The organism is Sphingomonas sp. (assembly GCF_040398505.1).
Classification (GTDB): Bacteria; Pseudomonadota; Alphaproteobacteria; order Sphingomonadales; family Sphingomonadaceae; genus Sphingomonas.
The window spans coordinates 1-2,088 of the sequence record NZ_JBBATX010000001.1; the positions used below are offsets into that span (position 1 = coordinate 1).

The 2,088-nt window shown below is 62.8% G+C and carries 4 protein-coding genes; 2 read left to right on the forward strand and 2 right to left on the reverse strand.

Features of this window, described 5'->3' with window-relative positions; genetic code table 11:
- The coding region (locus ABWP09_RS00005; RefSeq protein WP_353203112.1) for a cytochrome b at positions 1-452 on the reverse strand (452 nt) is incomplete at its 3' end.
- Positions 449-1,030 (reverse strand): ubiquinol-cytochrome c reductase iron-sulfur subunit, encoded by a 582-nt coding sequence (gene petA, locus ABWP09_RS00010; protein WP_188445653.1) that lies wholly within the window; start codon positions 1,028-1,030, stop codon positions 449-451. The genes petA and ABWP09_RS00005, both read right to left, overlap by 4 nt.
- A gap of 196 nt (positions 1,031-1,226) precedes the next feature.
- Here petA and ABWP09_RS00015 point away from each other — a divergent pair, with 196 nt between their 5' ends.
- The gene (locus ABWP09_RS00015; RefSeq protein ID WP_353203113.1) at positions 1,227-1,676 is read left to right on the forward strand and encodes a tRNA (cytidine(34)-2'-O)-methyltransferase; all 450 of its coding nucleotides are present in this window, start codon (positions 1,227-1,229) and stop codon (positions 1,674-1,676) included.
- Positions 1,673-2,088: coproporphyrinogen III oxidase (locus tag ABWP09_RS00020; RefSeq protein WP_353203114.1), on the forward strand; the 416-nt coding region annotated here is incomplete at its 3' end. The genes ABWP09_RS00015 and ABWP09_RS00020, both read left to right, overlap by 4 nt.

The window sequence follows — 2,088 nt, forward strand, 5'->3', positions numbered from 1 at the left end:
AGGACATAGCCCATGAAGGCGGTCGCCATCATCAGCAGGAAGATCGTGACGCCCAAGAGCCAGATCATCTCGCGCGGGGCCTTGTACGATCCGTAGAAGAGGCCGCGGAAAATGTGGATGTAGACGACGATGAAGAACATCGATGCGCCGTTGGCATGCGCATAGCGCAGGAACCACCCGGCATTGACGTCGCGCATGATGTGTTCGACCGAATCGAACGCCACGCCGCCATTGGCCGCATAATGCATCGCCAGCACGATGCCGGTGATGATCTGGATGCCGAGCGCCGCGCCCGCAAGCACGCCGAAGTTCCAGAAATAATTGAGGTTGCGCGGCACGGGGTAACCCGCACCGACCGCGCCATAAACGAGGCGCGGGAGCGGCAGGCGCTCATCGATCCACTTGGTGAAGCCGTTCGACGGCGCGTAATGCTTTGCCCAGGGGAAGCTCATGCCTTGGTCCCTACCGAAATCGTCGTTGCTGACGTGAACGTATAGTCCGGCACCATCAGATTTTTCGGGGCCGGACCTTTACGGATGCGCGCCGCGGTATCGTATTGCGATCCGTGGCACGGGCAGAAATAGCCGCCGAATTCGCCGCGGCTTTCGCCCGAGACGATACCCTGCGGGACGCAGCCGAGATGGGTGCAGACGCCCATCGTGACCAGCCAGTTCTTCTGCCCACGCGTGCGTTGCGCGAGCGTCTCCGGGTCGCGCAACGTCTTGACGTCGACCTTGTCCGCCGCCGCAATCTCGACCGGGGTCAGGTTGCGGACGAACAATGGCTGTTTGCGGAAGAACACGGTGACACCCTGCCCAGCCTCGATCTTCGACAGATCGACCTCGGTCGTCGCTTGCGCGAGCACGTCGGCCGAAGGGTTCATCTGGTTGACCAAAGGCACAACGATCGCGATCGCGCCGACACCGGCGGCGCTGACCGCGGCGATGCTCAGGAAATCGCGGCGGCGCGGTTCGCCTTCGGGCGGCGCCTGGTGCTGACTGGGAATTTCGAGGGTATTGCCGCTTGCCATCCACTTGCCCTTGCACTTCGCTCGCCCGCCAAACCCAAAGCGGATGAACAATAAATTTGACGTGCCCACCCGCGAAGAATGCGCGGGGATGCCTTAAGCACCGCACCAGTGGCTGCGCTGTGCGCTCTGTTAGACGCGGGCGCGGGATTTTGCCAACAGGATTTTGCCATCTATTTTAGGGATGCTAGCGGGGGGAATGCGGATCGCCCTTTACCAACCCGAAATCGCCGGAAACGTCGGTGCCATCCTCCGACTCGGCGCGTGCCTCAACACCGGCGTCGATGTAATCGAACCGACCAGCTTCACCTGGAGCGAAAAGGCGCTCGCGCGATCGGGCATGGATTATGCGCACGTCGTGGATGTGCGCCGCCACGCCGATTGGGCCGCGTTTGAACGTCAGGTCGGCGGGCGCATCGTCCTGCTGACAACGCGCGGCGGGGTGCGGCTCGATTCGGCCGAATTCCGTCCCGACGATGTGCTGCTGATGGGATCGGAGGGGAGCGGCGTTCCCGACGCCGTTCATGCCCACGCCGATGTTCAGGTGCGGATTCCGCTTGCGGCGGGAATGCGTTCGCTGAATGTCGCGGTGGCGGCGGGAATCGCACTTGCCGAAGGTTTACGACAAATACAGGGGTGGCCGGAATGATCGAACTCGACACGCAACAAGCCGAAGCACGCGTCTGGTTCGAACATTTGCGCGACCTGATCTGCGCCGAATTCGTGAGCATCGAGCGCGAGGCCGGGTCCGACGCTGATTTCGAATACACACCATGGGACCGGCCCAATCCCGACGGATCGCCCGGCGGCGGCGGCGTGCGCGGCGTGATGAAGGGCAAGGTGTTCGAGAAAGTCGGGGTCAACGTCTCGACCGTCGGCGGCGCGTTTGAGGGCGAATTCGGCAAGACGATTCATGGCGCGGCAGAAGACCCGAGCTTTTTCGCGACCGGCATCAGCCTCGTCGCGCATATGGCGAACCCGCATGTGCCCGCCGTCCACATGAACACGCGCTTCCTGGTCACCACCAAGCGCTGGTTCGGCGGCGGGGCCGATCTCAACCC